Source organism: Pseudomonas sp. R28(2017) (assembly GCF_002112505.1).
Classification (GTDB): Bacteria; Pseudomonadota; Gammaproteobacteria; order Pseudomonadales; family Pseudomonadaceae; genus Aquipseudomonas.
In genome coordinates this window covers 193,793-213,624 of the sequence record NZ_NEHW01000005.1, presented here as the reverse complement: position 1 = coordinate 213,624, position 19,832 = coordinate 193,793, and the positions used below count along the sequence as shown (strand labels likewise).

Genomic DNA, 19,832 nt, shown 5'->3' with positions numbered 1-19,832 from the left:
GGTTTCAGGGGGATGGAAGGTGCGCGCAAAATTACTGGGGCTGCCTCGTCGGCATAAGCGCTTGCTACAGGTGGTGGCCGATACCGTATTGATATGGGCGGCCTTGTGGTTGGCATTTGTGGTACGCCTCGGCATCGATGATCTGGCCAATCCGATTATCGATCACACGTGGTTATTCGTCTGCGCGCCTTTGGTGGCTATTCCGTTATTCATTCGATTTGGCTTGTATCGGGCGGTCATGCGCTATTTCGGCAACGATGCGTTGATTGCCATCATCAAGGCCGTTACCTTGTCGGCGCTGATCCTCGGCTTCATCATCTATTGGGCCAGCAATCATCAAAATGTGGTGCCGCGCTCCATCACCTTCAACTATTGGTGGCTGAGCCTCATCCTGATCGGTGGTCTGCGCTTGGCAATGCGTCAATATTTTCTGGGTGACTGGTTCGCCGCTGCTGCCCAGCATGTGCCTTTCGCCAGTCGGGACAATGGCTTGCCCAAGGTGGCCATCTATGGTGCGGGTGCTGCGGGCAATCAGCTGGCCACGGCCCTGCGGATGGACAGGGCCATGCGCCCGGTGGCATTCATTGACGATGACCATAGCATCAGTGATCGCGTGATTTCTGGCTTGCAGGTCTATCAGCCTGAACGGTTGCAACAGATGATCGATGCTACCGGGGCAGAGGAGATTCTCTTGGCCATTCCCTCGGCAAGCCGTACCCGGCGTCGTGAAATCCTCAATTTTCTCGAAGGTTTTCCGCTGCATGTGCGCAGTATCCCCGGTTTCATGGACCTGGCGAGCGGCAGGGTAAAGGTCGATGATATTCAGGAGGTCGATATTGCCGATCTGCTGGGGCGCGATGCCGTGCCTGCACAGCATGACCTGCTGGAGCATTGCATCGTCGAGCAGGCGGTCATGGTGACGGGGGCCGGGGGGTCAATCGGTTCGGAATTGTGCCGGCAGATTCTTGGGCAGGCACCTCGCACGTTGCTGTTGTTCGAGCACAGCGAGTTCAATCTGTACAGCATACTTTCCGAGCTTGAGCAACGTATTGCCCGGGAGTCGCTGGCGACGCAGCTCATTCCAATATTGGGGTCGGTGCGCAATCAGCGACAGTTGCTCGACATCATGACGGCCTGGCACGTCGATACTGTGTATCACGCAGCGGCTTACAAGCACGTGCCGATGGTTGAGCACAACATTGCCGAAGGCGTACTGAACAATGTCATTGGCACATTGCACACTGCCCAGGCGGCAGTGCAGGCAGGGGTCTCGAACTTCGTGCTCATCTCCACCGACAAGGCCGTACGCCCGACAAACGTGATGGGGAGTACCAAGCGTCTGGCGGAAATGACCTTGCAGGCGCTCAGTCGTGAAGTTGCACCCGTGCTGTTCGGTGATGGGGGCAATGTTTCGCAGGTGAACAAGACACGCTTCACCATGGTGCGCTTCGGTAATGTGCTGGGTTCATCCGGCTCGGTGATCCCACTGTTCCACAAGCAGATCAAGGCGGGCGGGCCCCTGACTGTTACCCATCCGAAGATCACGCGATATTTCATGACGATTCCTGAGGCCGCTCAGTTGGTGATCCAGGCTGGCTCCATGGGGCAGGGTGGCGACGTGTTCGTGTTGGATATGGGTGCACCGGTCAGGATCGTCGAGCTGGCGGAAAAAATGATTCACCTTTCCGGTTTCAGTATTCGTTCCGAGCGTAACCCGTCGGGCGATATCGCCATCGAGTTCACCGGGTTGCGGCCTGGCGAAAAGCTGTATGAGGAGTTGCTGATAGGCGACAATGTCCTGGCCACGCGGCATCCGATGATCATGAGTGCCAGTGAGGATTACCTGCCCTGGGATGTGCTCAAGGAGCGTTTGGTTGAATTGCTGGCAGCTGTGGCTGCCGAAGACTTCGCCCGGGTGCGCCAGATTCTGCGCGAGACAGTCAGCGGGTATTCACCAGATGGTGAGATCGTCGACTGGATCTACCAGCAGCGGCGCCTTGACCCATAATCTCAGGAGCGGGCAGGCAAGCCGGATTCGCCTGCTAGCAAGCGTTGTACTCGAAGTCACCACGGCCCTGCATATGGGCCGCTTGCACTCCCCGTCGCCAATAGGCGGGGAACTTCTCTGCACCGATCCCCTCTACTACCGACCTGATGCGACACATGCCCGTACGCGGCCTGTGGGTTGCCAGGGCTTGCAGGCGGCGCTCGGCTCCCCCGATGTTGCTGCGCAGTAGAGCGTTCAGAGTAAGGAAAATCGGAACACATGCAGAGTGATCATGCACGCCTGATCGAGAGTGATGAAATCGATCTGTTCGAGCTGGTGGAAGGTATTTGGCGGCAAAAGCTGTTAGTCCTCCTCATTGCCGCGTTGGTAACGGCAGGCGCCGGTGCCTACGTTCTTCTGGCAACACCGGTCTACGAGGCCAAGGTCTTCGTGCAACCGCCTTCGCAGAACGACATTGCTCAGCTGAAGTATGGCCGCGGAGGTGGTAGTGGCTTGAGTTCGTTCTCGGTCAAGGAAGTCTACAGTGTCTATCTTCGCCATCTGCAGTCAGAGTCCTTGCGTCGAGAGTTTTTTCGGACGTATTACCTGCCGAGCCTGTCCGAAAAAAAGCGTCATGACTCGCAGGATGCGCTGTACAACAAATTCAAGGAAACACTGACGGTCGGGCCGGCCAGTAAGCAGGCGCCAGATCGCTTTGTGGTGATTGCCAATAACCCCGATTCCCAAAGCGCTGCGCAATGGGTCGTCCGTTATCTTGAAATGGCAGGTGAGCGGGCAAAGCGGGAAGTGATCAAGGATGCCCGGGCCGATGCACTTGTCAGGGCGGATAACCTTGAGCAGCAGATCACCGCCGCCCGAGAGAGCGCACGCAAGCAGCGTGAGGATGAACTGGTTCAGCTTAACGAGGCATTGAAAGTCGCCGAGTCGGTTGGGCTTGAGAAGCCGCCGATCATTTCCAATAGCCTTTCCAGCGAAGTATCCGCTGGCATGGATGGATCATTGGTCTATATGCGTGGTGCCAAGGCGCTGGAAGCGGAAATTGAAAACCTGCGCGCGCGTCAGTCGGATGACCCGTTCATCAATGATTTGCGTCAACGCCAGGAATCCATCAGTTTCTATCGCTCGTTGCGTGTCGACCCTGAAGTCATCGCAGTATATCGCCAGGATGGGGCAATCGAGTCTCCTGACCGGCCAGTCCGTCCAAACAGGGTTTTGGTAGTCACCATGTCTCTTTTGTTGGGTGTCGTGCTGGGCGGGATTGTTGCCGTCATGCGTGACATTCAAGCAGGTAGGTGGCGACGGGGACGTGTCATGGCGACGTGACGGTCACCTGACTGTCACGTTTCGATGGTCAGTAAATGCTAGAAATGGCATAATGCCGGCTTCCATCCATTCGGGCCAGGGAGGGTTCCGCCTGTCTATTGCCGGCGTTGTCTTGCCTTTCCCGTGGGGAGACTCACTCACTGGCAGGCTTAAGCGTGACTAGCATTTCTTCGATTCCCTCCGTTTCAGTTCGTGACGAAGTTGACCTCCTTGCACTCTTGCAGGTGATCTGGCGTAAAAAGGCCCAGATCGCCACCATTGTTGCAGCTTCAGGGTTGGTGGCTGCGGCATACGCATTCCTCGTCACGCCAGAATATGAAGTCAGCACGCTGTTGCGCACTGCCGCCATCAATGATCTGGATGCGTTGAACCGCACCAACATCTACACCCTGCCGCCGGAGCAAGCGCTCAACCGGCTGGGAGCTTCGCTCGACAGCTATGACACGCGGCTGGGGTACTTCCGCACCAACGAGGAGCTGCAGGCAGCCTACCTCGAATCAGGCCGGACCCAGGAGCAGGCATTTGAGGATTTCAACCGCAATGCGCTGAAAGTCGTACAGCCTGACCCGAAGAAGACCAATTTGTTGGCGAAGTTCATCGGCGTGGACATGCGCTATCCTGCCGGTGTCGACGGCAAGGCTGTACTCAACGGCTTGGTGCAGTATGCAGTACAGAAGGAGCGCGAGCAGATCTCCCAGGATCTCAAGGTCATTATCGACAACCGGGTCAAGGAAGTGGATGGTCAGCTGGCCGTTGTCCGGGTCGATTATGAAGCCAACAAACAAAGCCGAATTGCCGTGCTGCGCGAGGACGATGTCCTGAAGCGTGCCCAGCTCAATGATGAGCTACGCGCCCTCAGGGTTCAGCTGAAGCAGCGTCGTGATGATCGGATTGCGTTGCTGAACGAGGCGATATCGATTGCCCGCACGCTGGGCCTGAAAAAGCCGAGCACGCCATCCTCCATGGGGATGAGTGAGGCTGACAGTGGTGGGAATGTGATTCGTACCGAAATCAACAACCAGCAGATCCCGCTTTACTTCATGGGTACCGATGCGCTTGAAGCGGAAAAACAGGCGCTGCGCAATCGATCGTCTGACGACTTTGTATCTCCGCGTGTTTCGGAAATTCGCAAGGAACTGCTGATGCTGGAGCAGAACCGGAAGATTCAAGCCCTTGAGCAGCGCAAGAACGACGAACTGTTCCTCAAGAATATCGAGGGCTTGCGCGCAGAGCGTGGGCGCTTGCTGAGCATCGACACTGACATGAGCGACCTGCGCCTGGTGGTCGTGGACAGAGCTGCAGTTGAACCGCTTCGCGCGGTGTTCCCCAAGAAGTCGCTGATCATTGCCATGGGGCTGGCGATCGGCGTGCTGATCGGCATGGTCTTCGTGCTCATTCGCCATGCCATGCGCATGCGCATGCGCGAGAACGAGGCACTGCGCGGCGAAATTTTGCCAGTTGCGCAAATCTTGCCTGCAGAAGTGCTGCCTTCCGCCAAAGTTTAAGTGTAGGGCCTGGAGCCGGTATTACCCGTTAATGCCGGCTACCGTGAAATCCTGCTGCACTCTGATACATGACATGGCCTGCCTGTTTGTGAACGAGCTTCCGCTTGCGCAGTGGCGGGTGAATTAACCAACCGAATTATAACTCGCCAATTACATGTCGTTACAAAATTCGATGTGCTGGGAGTTGTTGTCGGACGTGACCCGGCTTGCCTGGATACCGTCCTGCTTGGATTCGTAAAACATCTTGGAATGAACATGCACTCAATGGATAGCGTAAGGCTCGCGGTTCTTGGTCTGGGTTATGTTGGCCTGCCCCTGGCGGTGGAGTTTGGAAAAACACGCGAGGTGGTGGGGTTCGATATCAACCAAGCGCGGATTGGCGCCTTGCGCAAAGGCCACGACTCGACGCTGGAAGTCAGCGACCGCGAACTGGCAGAGGCCAAGAAGCTGAGCTTCAGCGCTGACATCAATGAGCTGCGTGATTGCAATGTATTCATTGTCACCGTGCCAACGCCCATCGACGAATATAACCAGCCCGACCTGACGCCACTGATCAAGGCTTCCGAGACCATCGGCAAAGTGCTGAAGGCGGGCGATATCGTAATTTACGAATCTACCGTCTACCCCGGTGCCACCGAGGAAGATTGCGTGCCGGTTCTCGAGCGGGTATCGGGCCTGGTGTTCAATCGCGACTTCTTTGCGGGCTACAGCCCGGAGCGCATCAACCCGGGTGACAAGCAGCACCGTCTGGTCAACATCAAGAAGGTCACATCCGGTTCAACCCCCAAGGTTGCCGAAGCGGTGGATAAGCTGTATCGGGAAATCATCGTTGCCGGTACGCACAAGGCCAGCAGCATCAAAGTGGCTGAGGCCGCCAAGGTCATCGAGAACACCCAGCGCGACCTGAACATCGCACTGATCAATGAACTTGCAGTGATTTTCAACAAGATGGGGATCGATACCGAGGCCGTATTGCAGGCGGCAGGCACGAAGTGGAACTTCCTGCCTTTCCGTCCGGGCCTGGTGGGCGGGCATTGCATTGGTGTCGACCCATACTACCTGACCCACAAGGCTCAAAGCCTCGGCTATCACCCGGAAATCATCCTGGCCGGGCGCCGGCTGAATGACAATATGGGCGCCTATGTGGTTTCGCAGTTGGTGAAGGCAATGCTCAAACGCAAGATTCATGTCGATGGCGCTCGCGTGCTCATCATGGGCTTGACGTTCAAGGAAAACTGCCCCGATTTGCGTAACACCAAGGTGGTCGATATCTACCGGGAGTTGCAGGAGTACAACGTCCAGGTGGATGTCTTCGATCCATGGGTCAGCGTGGAAGAGGCTGAGCACGAATACGGCATCACTCCGGTACAGATGCCAGACCATTCCACATACGATGCTGTGATCCTTGCGGTCGCACATGAGCAGTTCAGTGAGATGGGTGAGCATGCCATTCGCGTCCTGGGCAAACCAGACCATGTGCTGTACGACCTCAAATACTTGCTGCCAGCAGCCGCCAGTGACCTGCGTTTGTGATTTGGTGCGCGCTCGTCGTTTTCAGTTGCTCGATTGATATCAATTAAAGGTGCCTACATGAGTGCTTACCAGACGCTCGTCTCTGAATTGCCATTGACGCCACGGACCTGGCTGATCACTGGCGTCGCCGGCTTCATCGGTTCCAATCTGCTGGAAACCCTGCTCCTTCTGGGGCAGCGGGTAAGAGGGTTGGACAACTTTGCCACCGGTCATCAGCACAATCTGGATGAGGTGAAGCAGCACGTCACCGCCGAACAGTGGGCAGCCTTCGATTTCATCGAAGGTGATATTCGCAACTTGCAGGACTGCCACACGGCTTGCGAGGGGGTCGATTATGTATTGCACCAAGCTGCTCTGGGTTCGGTGCCGCGGTCGATCAATGACCCTATTACGACCAATGCCACCAACATCGACGGCTTTCTGAACATGCTCGTCGCCGCTCGGGATGCGCAGGTAAAAAGCTTCACCTACGCCGCGAGCAGTTCTACCTACGGTGACCATCCAGGGTTGCCGAAGGTCGAAGACCGTATTGGCAAGCCATTGTCACCCTATGCGGTGACTAAATACGTGAACGAGCTTTACGCTGAAGTGTTTGCCCGTACCTACGGTTTCCAGTCCATCGGCTTGCGCTATTTCAACGTTTTCGGCAAGCGGCAAGATCCAAACGGCGCCTACGCAGCGGTAATCCCCAAGTGGACGTCCGCAATGTTGGAGCAGGCCGATGTGTATATCAACGGTGATGGAGAAACCAGTCGTGACTTCTGTTTCATCGAAAACGTGGTTCAGATGAACCTGCTGGCTGCTACCAGCGAGCTGGCTGCGCAGAATCAGGTGTTCAACGTCGCCGTGGGAGGCCGGACGACGCTCAACGATCTTTTCGCCTATCTGGCGCAGGCCCTGGGCGAGAATGGTGCTCCTTATACCAAGGCGCCACTGTACCGAGAATTCCGCGAGGGGGATGTGCGCCACTCCCAGGCCGACATCAGCAAGGCCAGCAACCTCCTGGGCTATGAGCCTCAGTTCAATATCAAGGAAGGGATACAGAAGGCGATGCCTTGGTACATCAACTTGCTGATGTGAAGTCGCCGCCTGCAGGGCATAGGGATGCAGGCGAGCGGGTAAAGGCGCTGCCGGACTGATTGGAAGCTTGGGAAGATATGAGCAAGGGTACCGTTTTCTACATCGGCGGGTTTGAACTGCCAGACAGGAATGCTGCGGCGCTGAGGGTGCTGGCCAATGGCAAGATCCTGCGCAACCTTGACTACGAGGTGGTCTTCATTGGGATCGACACCACATTGCCGGTCGGCTCCGCTGCTGTGCGCTCCGTTCACTCCGGGTTCGAATGCTGGGCAGTACCCTACCCAAACGGGACCCTGGCATGGTTGAAATATCTAGTTGGGTTGCCTGAGGTGGTCGATCTGCTCAATGCAGAGCGCGATGTAAAACCGGTGGCAGCGATTTGCTACAACTATCCGGCAGTGGCCAGCCTGCGAATCCAGCAGGCCTGCCGCCGCCTGGATATCAAAGCCTTGGCTGATGCGACAGAGTGGTACGACGCCACGGGTGGCAGCCTTTCCTATCGCCTGATCAAGTATGTCGACACCACCTTGCGTATGCATGTCGTGCACCCTCGTAGCCAAGGGGTCATTACCACCAGTCGCTACCTGACGGATTTTTACCAGCGTCGGGGAAAGGCGACCGTGGAATTACCCACGCTGTTCGATGGCAACCGCTTCAAGGCACCGCCATTGATAGCCGAAGAGCGTGCCGTGCGATTCATCTACGTGGGTTCGCCGTTTGATGTACATAAGGTCAACCGCTCCCGTACCAACCTGAAGGAGCGGCTGGATACTTGCATCCAACTGTTCCATGCCTTGCACCGTAAAGGCAGCGCGTTCAGGTTCGATGTGTACGGTATTACCCAAACCGACTACCTGAGGGTGTTCCCGGAGCACGAACAGATGTTGCGTGAGATGCTGGCGTGCGTGGAATTTCATGGGCGCAAGCCTAACCACCAGGTGTTGGACTGCATAGCCGGCAGTGATTTCAGCATTTTTTTCCGTGACCGTACTCGCGTCACGCTTGCCGGGTTCCCGTCCAAGCTGGCCGAATCGATCAGTGCAGGGACGCCGGTCGTTTCCAACCAGATGCCCAGCCTGGAGTCTTTTGCCGACAGCGCCGGCGTGGTGCTCGCCAAGCCTGGCGACGAGCTCAGGGTGATAGAGACACTTTTGGGGATGACGCGTGCCGAGATCGACACCATGAAGCAGCAGGCGTTTGAATCGAAGACCTTCCATTATGACAATTATCGGCCGCAGGTGGCTGAATTCATGCAAGAAGTAGGAGCTTGAGATGGGGCTTGGCAGACTTTCCAAGGTATTCACTGTACCGTTTCGGAGGTTCTATGCAGCCTACGATCCAAGCGCCTATGCCCGACGCATTGGGGTGAATATGAAAGGGCGCGTTACCATCTATGGTTCGAGCTACGCCATGTTTAGCTCCGAGCCTTATCTGGTGACCTTGGGCGACAATGTCTTCATCAGTATCAACGCACATTTCGTGTGCCATGATGGGGCCACCTTGCCGTTCAGGGCTGAGATACCAGACCTGGAATTGGCCGGTGAAATTACTGTGGGTAACAATGTCTTCATCGGCATGGGGGCATTGATTCTGCCCAACGTCAATATCGGTAATAATTGCATTGTCGGCGCCAATGCGGTGGTTACCCGGTCAGTCGCGGACGGCGCGATTGTTGCAGGCAACCCGGCGCGGGTGGTAGGGCAGACAGACGACTTCTTGCAGCGCGCACAAGCCAAGTCTCTGAAGATCGGTCATTTGCATGGCCAGGCGAAAGTGGACGCCTATAAAAGGATCTTCAACAAGCCATGAAATGGTTCAGTTACCGTTATTTGCCCGTCAATATCTACATCGGCTATTCGGTCTTCGTGCTCACCAGTTTCTTCCTGGGGCCGATCGAATATAAAGGTATGGACAGCGTGCTGTTGATGACTTTCCTGTTGCCCATGCTGGTGCTGTTCGCAGTCGGTTTCTTGTTGGGCGCCCGCGGTGATTACAATCGGCAGGTGGATACCCAGGCTGGGCGGCTCAACGCGTTGTCCCGGGTCAACCGCCTCGTCAAGCTGTTGTTGCTGTTTGCCGCAATCGCCTCGGTGGTTCAGTGGTACGGGTTCATTTCGTCCGGCGGCGGTTTGTCCCTGGATGGTATTGGTGAAAGCTATGTAGCCGGTTATGAGGGTTATGAGCGCGGCCAGGCGACGGTCGACGCCGCCTACATTCTCAACATCTTCCTCCAGGTGTTCATTACCCTGGCGTTGCTATTCGGCTTCTACTATTACTCGGTGATGGGGCGTCTTGGCAAAGCCACCTTCATATTCATCGTGATGACCTATTTGCTGGTCAACGTGCTGGGCGTAGGCAAACAGAAATATCTTGGCGACTTGGTGATCTTCAGCTTCTTCCTGTTGGCCATCAATGCTGCGGCGCGCCGCCAGCGGGTGAAACTGCGGTCTGCGGTGGTGGGTGGGATGTTTGGCTGTGTGGTGTTCTTCCTCTTCGTTGAAATTCTCCGGCAGCGCTATCAAGCGGCTGGCATCAGCATCGACAACATCTACGAAAAAGTTCACCCCCTCGTTTACTGGAACTACGATTCCTGGGTGATTGGTGTGGTCGGTGAAGATTATGCACTGGCCCTGGGTATTTTTCTTGGGTACTTCACCAATGGCCTCAACGGGCTCTACCTGAGCCTGACATTGCCCTTCGAATGGTCTTATCTGGTCGGTAACTCCTACTCGCTCGGGCGAATCGTCGAAATTTTCACGGGGGCCAGCGGTGCTGTGCTGGAGCACACCTATCCGTATCGAGTCGGCGAAGTCTATGGTTGGGAATTTGACAAGTGGCACTCGTTGTTTGCCTGGATGGCATCGGACTTTACATTCCCTGGCGTCGTGCTGCTCACGCCAGTTTTCGCCTATGCCTATGCGCGAGTATGGCTGCAGGCCGTGGCCGCCTCCAATCCTTTTTCCGGGCCACTGTTCATCTACCTTTCGATGGGGCTGGTTTTCAGTTACTCCAACAATCAGCTCATGCACAGCCTGTCGGGAGTGATGGTGTTGGTGGTGCTGATGCTGGGCTGGCTGCTCTCGCGCAATCGGGCGGTTGCCTTGCGCACGCCGTTGCGCCAGGGTGAGGCGACAGAGCAATGAAAGTGCGCCTCTTCAGTTATGCGCTGTTGGCCTTTCTTCTGATCTTGCTCGGTAAACTGAGCGGATTCTTCAAGGACATTCTTTTCACCTATTACTACGGTGTGTCGGCTGTCACCGACGGTTACTTCCTGGCCAACTCAATTGCGTCCCTGTTGTACATTGCAGTGTACTCAACAATTCCAGTCTTGGTCGTGCCGATGTACTCCCGCTTGCTGTCGGGTAATGATCGTGCCCAGACAGATGCCAATCTGACGCGTATCCTGACGTTTTTCCTGGCTATCTCTGTGATGTTGGGCGCCGGGGTGACGGTGGGCGCGCCGTCACTTGTGGAATTATTTGCAGGCGCAGCGAGCCGCGAGGTGAAGGCGTTGGCGGGCGACTACCTGGGGATTGTGGCGTTGACGTTTACGTTGTCTACCGTGGTGGCATTTCTCAATGCACTGCAGACCGTACACAAGCAGCCGTTGCCCAGTTATATCGTACCGCTGGTCAACAATATGATGTTCTGCCTGGGGCTTGTATTGTTTAGTGCTTCGTCCGGGTTGACGCACACACTGTACCTGGGCGTGGCCGCTTGGTTGCTGCTGATGGTGGTCAATGCCTGGACTAGTCGCAGCTACTTTGCTCTCAGCCCTGCCGCATTGTCCAAGCCTTTAAAAGGGCCAGGCCTGCTGATGCTATTTGTTCCGGCGGCTTTGTCCTTCTATGTCGAGCAAGTCAACAGTTATGTGGGCGTGTACTTTGCCTCTCAACTCGGGGCCGGGGCCATCTCGGTGTTGGGGTATGCAGGCAAGCTGAACCTTATCTTCCTGTCCATTTTTCTGGTGTTTCTCACGGCAACATTGTTCCCAAGGATCGCCGCACTGGTTGCCAGGGATGACCGTGATGGCCTGGACGATTACTTGAATCTCTGCCTGCGCATCATCTTCCTCTGTGCGTTGCCCGTCGTGCTGTTCATGATCTTCTACGCCCACCCGATCGTCGAACTCCTGTTTATGCGGGGCAAATTTTCCGAGGCGGACGTTGCCAGTGTCGCGGGCGTTTTGTCGGTGATCCTGTTGGCCGTTCCTTTCGCCCTGGTCCGGGATTTGCTCAATCGCGTCTTCTTTTCCCGTGGCAATACCTCTAGGCCGTTCATCATCTCGCTTGCGTCGCTGTTCCTGAACCTGGCCGTCAGCCTGCTTGCCTACCGACATTTCGGTTTGCAGGGGCTTGCATGGGCGGTGGTGCTTGCGACTGTCCTGAGCTTCATGTTGGGGGCTTATTTCGTAAAGCGCGAGGCAGCCATTGCGTTGTTGCGCCCGAACCTCGGAAGTCTGTGCATTGCCATCGTATGCCTGGCTTTCGCATTTGCCCTGTTGCGCGTGCTGGATACATACCTGTCGAGCCTGTGGCTGGGGCTGTGCGTACCCTTCGCGGGGTGTTATTTCGCAGCGTTGTACGTATGCAGAGTACGTGAAACCAAACTGCTGATCGGCTGGGCGCAGCGTAAGCTCGGGCGGTAGAAGTTGCTGTTGCAGGTCCCTCGCATGCACAGGGTGAGGGGTGTCTGATGTACCGGTGGACAGAGGGCGCTCGGCCTTTTTGGTGGCGAGCCTCCTTTCTTTATTCATGATGGGAAGCACATGTTTGATAACAAGGTTTTGATGATCACCGGCGGTACCGGCTCTTTTGGTAATACCGTGCTGAAGCGTTTTCTGAACACAGGTGTTCGTGAAATTCGTATCTTCAGCCGCGATGAGAAGAAACAGGAAGACATGCGCATTGCTTTGGGCAATGACAAGGTCAAATTCCACATCGGTGACGTTCGCGATTACCAAAGTGTTGCGCAGGGAATGGTCGGCGTCGATTTCGTCTTCCATGCAGCCGCGTTGAAGCAGGTGCCTTCATGTGAGTTCTATCCGATGGAGTCGGTTAAGACCAACGTCATCGGCACCGAAAATGTTTTGAACGCCGCTGTGGCGAACGGTGTGAAACGGGTGGTGGTGCTCAGTACCGATAAAGCTGTTTATCCCATCAATGCCATGGGTATTTCCAAGGCTATGGCGGAAAAAATAATGGTCGCCAAGTCCCGGGCAATCCCGGTTGGTGGGCCCGTAGTATGCGCGACCCGGTACGGCAATGTAATGGCGTCGCGAGGCTCGGTGATCCCTTTGTTCATCGAACAGCTCAAGCAGGGCGAGCACCTCACGGTGACCGACCCGTCAATGACACGCTTCCTGATGTCGCTTGAAGACTCGGTAGACTTGGTGCTGCACGCGTTCGAGCATGCCGAGCAGGGTGATATCTTTATCCAGAAGGCCCCAGCTTCGACCGTGGGCGAACTGGCAGAAGCCCTTCAGCAATTGTTTGAGCGGCGGACAAAGGTCAAGGTGATCGGCACGCGACACGGTGAAAAACTGTATGAATCACTGTTGTCCCGCGAAGAAATGGTCAAGTCCGAAGACATGGGGCGTTACTATCGAATTCCTGCAGACAACCGTGACCTCAATTACAAAAAGTACTTTGTCGAAGGCGAGCCGGATATCACGAGCGGCGATGATTACACTTCCCACAATACCGAGCGTCTCGATGTCGAGGGCATCAAGGCCTTGCTGTTGAAACTCGAATTTGTCAGGTCGGCACTCGACACCTGACCTCGTGAAACTGGGTTGTCGGCGCGGGCGCCCGGCCGGGTGATGCAACAGTTTGCAGAAGGCGTACCCAGACTTGGTGTTAGTATTGCTCGCGCTGGCAAAAGATCGGGTCGTGGAGAGCTTCGCTGTTTCAACATTTGCACGTGACGCACGGCAATTCTGGCCATGGACGGTACATCACAGGTCAACGCCGGCAGCCCTTCTCAACGTGGGCTGCCTTAATGACATGTCGATCCGCCCCTAGTTTGCTGTTCTGCAGACCTGCCTGCCGGAAGGAAATGACCTGTGCGTGAGAGTGCGGGAGAACAAAGGGCCAGCGTTACCACAAGGCCCATATACGCCAGGGTCATTCAAGGCATCAATGCGATGCAAGAATTTTTCGGGCCAATCATTCAAGGGCATTAGGGGTGGCATGAAAGCGGTTTTACTGATGGTGATCAATGATCCGGCATTCTTCCTTTCTCACCGGCTGCCTGTCGCAGAGTCGGCAAGGGAGCAGGGGTACCAGGTACATGTCGCCACTCGAAATGGCGCGGCAGTGGAGGAGATTACCCGTTGCGGCTTCAAGCACCATGAGCTTTCGCTGACACGTAGTGGCAAGAACCCGTTCAGCGAGTTGAAGGCGTTGTTTTCACTATGGCTGCTGTGCTGGCGGTTGCGGCCTGACGTGCTCCACATCGTCACCATCAAGCCGGTTCTGTACGGCGGCATCGTTGCGCGTCTTTCGCCGGTCAAAGGTGTACTGGCGGCAATTTCCGGCCTGGGCTTCGTGTTCATGGCAAGGGGTAGAAAGGCGGCGATCCTGCGTAACATCATCACGCTACTCTATCGAGTGGCGCTGGGTAAGCGTAACCTGCGCGCGGTGTTTCAGAACCCGGATGATCAACAAGCCTTGGCTGCCATTGGCGCCATTACCGATGACAAGAGTGTGCTGATTCGCGGTTCTGGTGTGGACTTGCAGCAGTATCTGCCATATCCCGAAGCACCAGGCACCCCCGTGGTCACCCTGGTCGCCCGCCTGTTGCGCGACAAGGGTGTTAGCGAGTTTGTCGAGGCCGCGCGCATTCTCGATGGCCGTGGTGTTCGGGCGACATTCCAATTAGTTGGCGACCCGGACCCGGGTAACCCCACCAGCATCGACGCCGATGACCTGGAGCGCTGGGCGGCGGAGGGTATAGTCGACTGTGTGGGTTACCGGGCCGATGTCGCAGAGGTGCTAAGGCAATCGCATATCGTGACATTGCCGTCGTACCGGGAGGGGTTGCCCAAGGTGCTGGTTGAAGCGGCTGCCTGCGGGCGCGCGGTGGTCACCACTGATGTACCGGGTTGCCGCGACGCGATCGAGGCTGATGTAACCGGGTTGCTGGTTCCGGTACGCGATGCATACGCATTGGCAGACGCGATTCAGCGCCTGCTTGAAGATGAAGGGCTGCGCCAGCGCATGGGCAGGGCTGGCCGGGCATTGGCCGAGCGTGCCTTTGCCATCGAAAGTATTGTCGCTCAGCATATGGCGGTTTACCGGACACTGGAGAGCAACGAGTGAGACAGCGAGTACTGGTTACAGGTGCAACAGGCTTCGTCGGCTCGCGGGTGGTGGAGCATCTGCTGCGCAACCCCGAGATCGAAGTGCTCGGTGGCTTGCGACTAATCGGCAAGGCACTTCCAGCAGGGGCTCAGGCCTTCTTGACTGGTGAGCTGGACGGCCGCCACGAGCTGCCGTCTCTTGATGGCATCCATGCCGTTATTCACTGCGCGGCGCGTGTCCACATCATGAATGATGTTGCTCAGGAGCCCCTGGCAGAATTTCGGCAAATCAACGTCAAGGGGACGCTGGACCTTGCAAGGCGCGCGGTCGAAGCAGGTGCGCAGCGCTTCGTGTTCATCAGTTCGATCAAGGTGAACGGGGAAGGTACTGACGATCGCCAACCTTACTCGGCTGATGAGGAGCCATCACCTGCGGACCCTTACGGCATCTCAAAGCTTGAGGCCGAACAAGCACTGCTCGCACTGGCTGCCGAAACCGGCATGCAGGTAGTGATCATCCGCCCGGTGCTGGTCTATGGGCCGGGGGTTAAGGCCAATTTCCAGTCCATGATGAAATGCCTGCACAAAAAGCTGCCACTGCCGCTGGGGGCTATCCGCAACCGGCGGAGCATGGTTGCCCTGGACAATCTGGTCGACCTCATCGTGGTTTGCTTGCACCATGCGCGCGCGGCCAACCAAGTGTTCTTGGTCAGTGATGGTGAAGATCTGGCAACGCCCGATCTGTTGAAACGCACCGCCAAGGCGCTAGGTACCAAAGCCTTCCTGCTACCCGTCCCGGCCTTCATGCTCAAGGCTGCTGCCGCGGCGTTGCGGCGCCCAGGCGTGGCGGCGAGGTTGTGTGGTTCATTGCAGGTCGACATTGCCAAAACCAGAAACCTGCTCGACTGGAACCCTCCACTCAGTGTCGACAAGGCCTTGCAACTCACCGCCCATGAATATCTGAAGAGTTTGAGCGCATGATCTACTGGTCCATTCTACCTGTGCTGGTGCTGCTGACCTGGTGCATGACCGGCGTATTGCGGCGCTACGCACTGGCCCGCAGCATCATCGATGTGCCCAATGCCAGAAGCTCGCATACCGTGCCGACTCCGCGTGGCGGTGGGGTAGCCATCGTGATTGGTTTTCTGCTTGCTGTGCCGGTAATGGCTTGGAGCGGCTTGCTCGATAGCGGCCCTGCTTGCGCGTTGGTAGGCGCCGGTACCGGTATCGCCGTGCTCGGCTTCCTTGACGATCATGGCCATATCGCAGCGCGTTGGCGTCTGCTGGGTCACTTCGCCGGCGCTGCTTGGGTGTTGTTCTGGCTAGGTGGCCTGCCGGCTTTGAGTGTGTTCGGTTATACCTTCGACCTGGGGATGATCGGCAATGTATTGGCGCTGTTCTATCTGGTCTGGCTGCTCAACCTCTACAACTTCATGGATGGTATCGACGGGCTGGCCAGTGTCGAAGCGATTTGCGCCTGTGTGGGTGGGGCCGTGCTCTATTGGCTGGTGGGCGCGTACGGGGCGGTGTGGGGCCCATTGATGCTGGCGTGTGCGGTGCTGGGGTTCCTGTTCTGGAACTTTCCGCCAGCTCGGATTTTCATGGGCGATGCTGGCAGTGGCTTCCTCGGTATCGCACTGGGGGTTCTCTCCCTTCAAGCCGCTTGGGTCGAGCCGAAATTATTGCCAGGGTGGTTGATACTGCTTGGCGTGTTCATCGTCGATGCGACCGTGACACTTATCCACAGGCTGTTGCGAGGTGAGAAAGTGTACGAAGCACACCGCAGTCACGCGTATCAATTTGCCACTCGCCAGTACGGCCGGCATTTGCCGGTCACGCTGGCCGTACTCTTGATCAACCTGGTGTGGCTTCTGCCCTTGGCCTGTGCCGTTGCCTTGGATGTTATGGACGGTTGGGTAGCCACTTTGCTGGCCTATGCCCCGCTCATCCTGCTGGCGGTCAAGTTCAAGGCAGGTCAAGCCGAAGTGCGTTGAGCGCCGGCTCGCGAGGCTGCTACCCGGAAGTTGCAGAGTAGTGGGGAAGTGGGGGTGAAATCATGGAAATCGTAGAGGGAAAATGGACAGATTGAGAAAGCGCCTGCTTGCGCTGCCACGTCACTACAAGCGTGCGTTACAGGTTGTCACTGACATTGGGCTAGTCTGGCTGGCATTATGGATGGCGTTTGTCGTCCGCTTGGGCCTTGATGAACTGAACAACCCACTGCAGGGGCATCTTTGGTTGTTCTTGACCGCGCCGCTGCTTGCGATCCCGATTTTCATTCGTTTCGGCCTTTATCGGGCGGTGATGCGATATTTTGGCAATGATGCGCTGATCACCATCTTCAAGGCAGTCAGCCTGTCGGCGCTGATCCTGTCATTGGTCGTATATTGGAGCAGCGGCCACGGTGCTGTAGTGCCGAGGTCGATCATTTTCAACTACTGGTGGCTGAGCCTTCTGATGGTCGGCGGCATGCGCCTGATCATGCGGCAGTACTTTCTGGGGGATTGGTATGCTACACGGCAGCATGTGCCGTTCGCCAGCCGCGACAACGGTTTGCCGAAGGTAGCCATCTATGGCGCCGGCGCAGCAGGCAATCAGTTGCTGGCAGGTTTACGCATGAGCCGCACCATGCACCCAGTGGCATTCATCGACGATGAAGAGTCGATCACTGACCGGGCGATCTCTGGATTGCAAGTGTTTAGTGGCAGCGATATCCAGCGCATGATAAACGTTACAGGTGCAGAGCAGGTGCTTCTGGCCATACCGTCTGCCAGCAGGGCTCGTCGTCGGGAAGTACTAAGCGCACTCGAACTTTTCCCGCTGCATGTTCGCAGTGTGCCCAGCTTCCTTGATCTGGCGAGCGGTCGGGTGAAGGTCGAAGATATCCAGGAGGTCGATATTGCCGACCTGCTGGGGCGCGACGCCGTGCCAGCCCAGGCAGACCTGCTGGCGCACTGCATCGAGGGCAAGGTGGTGATGGTTACCGGCGCTGGGGGGTCCATCGGTTCGGAACTCTGCCGGCAGATCCTGATGCTCAAGCCCAGAGCGCTATTGTTGTTCGAACACAGTGAATTCAACCTTTACAGTATTCACGCCGAACTAGAGCATCGGATGCAGGTTGAGTCGCTGGCTGTTCGGCTGGTGCCTTTGCTGGGGTCGATCCGCAACCCCCAATTACTGGTTGATACGCTCATTCAGTGGCGGGTGGACACGGTCTATCATGCGGCGGCTTACAAGCATGTGCCAATGGTCGAGCACAACATGGCAGAAGGCGTACTCAACAATGTCTTCGGCACATTGAATACTGCTCAGGCGGCACTGGAAGCCAATGTACCCAACTTCGTCTTGATCTCGACTGACAAGGCCGTACGTCCGACCAATGTCATGGGTAGCACCAAGCGCCTGGCGGAGATGCTGCTTCAGGCCCTGAGTAGCGAGCAGGCCCCGGTGCTGTATGGCGAGCGGGCCAAGGTCGCGCATGTGCGCAAAACGCGTTTCACCATGGTGCGATTCGGCAATGTGCTAGGTTCCTCAGGGTCAGTCATTCCCCTGTTCCACAAGCAGATCAAGGCTGGGGGGCCGCTGACAGTTACCCACCCAAGCATCACCCGTTATTTCATGACAATCCCTGAAGCCGCACAATTGGTGATCCAGGCTGGCTCCATGGGGCAAGGCGGTGATGTATTCGTGCTCGATATGGGCGAACCTGTGAAAATCGTGGCGTTGGCAGAAAAGATGATCCATCTGTCAGGGCTCAGTGTGCGCTCCGACACCAACCCTCATGGTGATATCGCAGTTGAGTTCAGCGGGTTGCGCCCAGGTGAAAAGCTCTACGAGGAACTGCTGATCGGTGACAATGTGTCGTCTACCCAGCACCCGATGATCATGAGAGCCAACGAAGATTGCCTGAGCTGGGGCGATCTTAAAGATCGCCTGGCGGAAATTGCCCGGGCGGTGGAGGGAAGCGACCACAAAGCGCTGCGTCAGATTCTACGTGAAGTGGTCAGCGGTTATCGCCCTGAAGGGGGGATCGTGGATTGGGCCTATCGCCAACGGTTGGAGCAGGCGGAGTGACAGTGGGGGCGTTGACGGGCTGAACATGCCCTTTTGGTCGGCGCCGGTTGTGACCTTGCAATTCATTGATCAGGGGCTGTGAACTAAGCGCCGCCCCGTCTTGAACCTTGCCCGCTTCATCATTGCGCAAGCAGGTATTGCTTTAATGTGTGCGTTTTGTTGATTTGCGATAGTACCTTCACGCGACTGTGCATGACAGTTCGCTTACATCTTGTCGATCAATCGTTAACCGGACAGAGCATTTTTTTCTCCACCGACGATGGCACAATGGTAATATTGCGACCCCTTGAATCTGGGCGTGGTCCAGAGATTCAACAGCGTCCCCATAAGGAAATTGATTGTGAAAAAGAGTAACTACCTCAACGCTTTTGTGATGAGTGCGGTAGTGGGGGCGACAGCCTTGTTGACTGCGTGTGAAAACAAAAGCGCCTGGGACAAAGTGTCCGAGTCGGCACCGTCCACCGCAACTGAGGCTGCGCTCTATCTTCATCAAGAAGCCAAAACGTTCAACGAAGACGAGCTGAACAAACTGGCAAGTGCCTTGGTGAAAACGCGGGACCTCCCTTTCATTAAGCAACTGGCTGATGAGCTCATTTACAAAACTCGCGACAAGCAGGACAACAAGCTGGCTGTGTTTATTGCCGAGCAGGGTTTCATTGTAAAAAATGATCCGATCTTGGCAAACCGTGCGGGTCTTGAATACAAGACCGGGCGTTTTGTGACCAAGGATTATGACAAGGCTGCAAGTATTCTCGGCAGCCCTGCACTGAAAAAGGCGTCGGTGGCCAAGTTCTACCTGGCAGAAGTTCTGCTGGCAGAAGACAACCCCAAGCGTGACCCTGTATCGGGCAAGGCACTGCTGGTCGAATCGGCAAACGCTGGTGTCGAAGCTGCTCAAAAGAAATTGCAAGAAATCAACTGATCGGACGCCATTGCGGCGTTTCTCTGGCGCCGCATTGCTTCACGAGTCTCTGGGCTTTACCTCCGTCCTGTCCAGCACGTTACC

The 19,832-nt window shown here is 56.4% G+C and carries 15 protein-coding genes; all 15 read left to right on the top strand.

The annotated features are described in order from the left end of the window. Positions 1 to 19: 19 nt before the first annotated feature. The 15 genes from CAF78_RS11120 (at position 20) to CAF78_RS11050 (ending at position 19,748) form a co-directional block, all read left to right on the top strand. A complete protein-coding gene (locus CAF78_RS11120) occupies positions 20 to 2,008 on the top strand; it encodes a nucleoside-diphosphate sugar epimerase/dehydratase (protein WP_085675447.1) in 1,989 nt (662 codons plus the stop codon). 258 nt (positions 2,009 to 2,266) lie between these two features. Beyond that, on the top strand, positions 2,267 to 3,331 hold the full coding sequence (locus tag CAF78_RS11115; RefSeq protein WP_085675448.1) for an LPS O-antigen chain length determinant protein WzzB: 1,065 nt from the start codon (positions 2,267 to 2,269) through the stop codon (positions 3,329 to 3,331). Positions 3,332 to 3,486: 155 nt separating this feature from the next. After that, complete coding sequence (locus CAF78_RS11110; RefSeq protein ID WP_085675449.1) at positions 3,487 to 4,836, top strand: Wzz/FepE/Etk N-terminal domain-containing protein; 1,350 nt, start codon at positions 3,487 to 3,489, stop codon at positions 4,834 to 4,836. A gap of 255 nt (positions 4,837 to 5,091) precedes the next feature. Next, on the top strand, positions 5,092 to 6,369 hold the full coding sequence (tviB, locus tag CAF78_RS11105; protein WP_085675600.1) for a Vi polysaccharide biosynthesis UDP-N-acetylglucosamine C-6 dehydrogenase TviB: 1,278 nt from the start codon (positions 5,092 to 5,094) through the stop codon (positions 6,367 to 6,369). A 57-nt stretch (positions 6,370 to 6,426) separates the two neighbouring features. Then, the gene (locus CAF78_RS11100) at positions 6,427 to 7,449 is read left to right on the top strand and encodes an NAD-dependent epimerase/dehydratase family protein (protein ID WP_085675450.1); all 1,023 of its coding nucleotides are present in this window, start codon (positions 6,427 to 6,429) and stop codon (positions 7,447 to 7,449) included. Between the two features lie 77 nt (positions 7,450 to 7,526). Beyond that, on the top strand, positions 7,527 to 8,720 hold the full coding sequence (locus CAF78_RS11095) for a glycosyltransferase (protein ID WP_085675451.1): 1,194 nt from the start codon (positions 7,527 to 7,529) through the stop codon (positions 8,718 to 8,720). Position 8,721: 1 nt separating this feature from the next. Further along, positions 8,722 to 9,258: a DapH/DapD/GlmU-related protein gene (locus CAF78_RS11090; protein WP_085675452.1), complete on the top strand. Its 537-nt coding sequence runs from the start codon at positions 8,722 to 8,724 to the stop codon at positions 9,256 to 9,258. After that, on the top strand, positions 9,255 to 10,592 hold the full coding sequence (locus tag CAF78_RS11085; protein ID WP_085675453.1) for a hypothetical protein: 1,338 nt from the start codon (positions 9,255 to 9,257) through the stop codon (positions 10,590 to 10,592). Before CAF78_RS11090 ends, CAF78_RS11085 begins: the two co-directional genes overlap by 4 nt. Further along, positions 10,589 to 12,097: a murein biosynthesis integral membrane protein MurJ gene (gene murJ / locus CAF78_RS11080; RefSeq protein WP_085675454.1), complete on the top strand. Its 1,509-nt coding sequence runs from the start codon at positions 10,589 to 10,591 to the stop codon at positions 12,095 to 12,097. Before CAF78_RS11085 ends, murJ begins: the two co-directional genes overlap by 4 nt. Positions 12,098 to 12,217: 120 nt before the next feature. After that, positions 12,218 to 13,228: a polysaccharide biosynthesis protein gene (locus CAF78_RS11075; RefSeq protein WP_085675455.1), complete on the top strand. Its 1,011-nt coding sequence runs from the start codon at positions 12,218 to 12,220 to the stop codon at positions 13,226 to 13,228. Between the two features lie 412 nt (positions 13,229 to 13,640). Continuing rightward, positions 13,641 to 14,771, top strand: coding sequence for a glycosyltransferase family 4 protein (locus tag CAF78_RS11070; protein WP_085675601.1), 1,131 nt, complete (start codon positions 13,641 to 13,643; stop codon positions 14,769 to 14,771). Continuing rightward, positions 14,768 to 15,733 carry an NAD-dependent epimerase/dehydratase family protein gene (locus CAF78_RS11065; protein ID WP_085675456.1) on the top strand — a complete coding sequence of 322 codons (966 nt, stop codon included), beginning with the start codon at positions 14,768 to 14,770 and terminating at the stop codon, positions 15,731 to 15,733. The genes CAF78_RS11070 and CAF78_RS11065 overlap by 4 nt, the downstream gene beginning before the upstream one ends. Further along, positions 15,730 to 16,746 (top strand): glycosyltransferase family 4 protein, encoded by a 1,017-nt coding sequence (locus CAF78_RS11060; protein ID WP_085675457.1) that lies wholly within the window; start codon positions 15,730 to 15,732, stop codon positions 16,744 to 16,746. Before CAF78_RS11065 ends, CAF78_RS11060 begins: the two co-directional genes overlap by 4 nt. Before the next feature lie 82 nt (positions 16,747 to 16,828). Further along, positions 16,829 to 18,826 (top strand): nucleoside-diphosphate sugar epimerase/dehydratase, encoded by a 1,998-nt coding sequence (locus CAF78_RS11055; RefSeq protein WP_085675458.1) that lies wholly within the window; start codon positions 16,829 to 16,831, stop codon positions 18,824 to 18,826. Positions 18,827 to 19,166: 340 nt separating this feature from the next. After that, positions 19,167 to 19,748: a hypothetical protein gene (locus CAF78_RS11050; protein ID WP_085675459.1), complete on the top strand. Its 582-nt coding sequence runs from the start codon at positions 19,167 to 19,169 to the stop codon at positions 19,746 to 19,748. The last annotated feature ends 84 nt before the right edge of the window (positions 19,749 to 19,832 follow it).